Here is a 336-nt window from a genome sequence, read left to right as displayed (position 1 = left end):
GAGGTCAGTGTCGAGATATCGACCGTATCGTTACCCGTCGAACCATCGATCGTGATGGTGTTGGTGAACAATGTGGTCGCCGCGAAATTGCCGATCACCTGGAAGGTATCGCCACCACCGCCACCGGTGATCTGGATCTCCTCGATATTCGCAAGTTCCGCAACGACCGCGGCACCGCGCGTGATCACGATCTCGGTGGCTGCCGCGACCGTGATGCCGGCTGCGATCGCATCAAGCCGGGCATAGACCCGGAAGGCCTCGGCGCTCGCGTCGCCCACGATCCGAACGGTGTCGGTGTCGCGGCCGCCGTCGATGATGTCACGCCCTTCGGTGGAA

The 336-nt window shown here is 62.5% G+C and carries 1 protein-coding gene; it reads right to left on the bottom strand.

The genetic code is table 11. From position 1 onward, the window contains the following. Positions 1-336 (bottom strand): hypothetical protein (locus K9B32_RS28900; protein ID WP_224568821.1); only part of this gene is annotated, 336 nt, incomplete at both ends.

Origin of the sequence: Rhizobium sp. 3T7, assembly GCF_020166565.1 — a bacterium.
Classification (GTDB): domain Bacteria; phylum Pseudomonadota; class Alphaproteobacteria; order Rhizobiales; family Rhizobiaceae; genus Rhizobium.
Note: the sequence above shows the minus strand (reverse complement) of the source record. Positions and strands in the feature narration are given on the sequence as shown.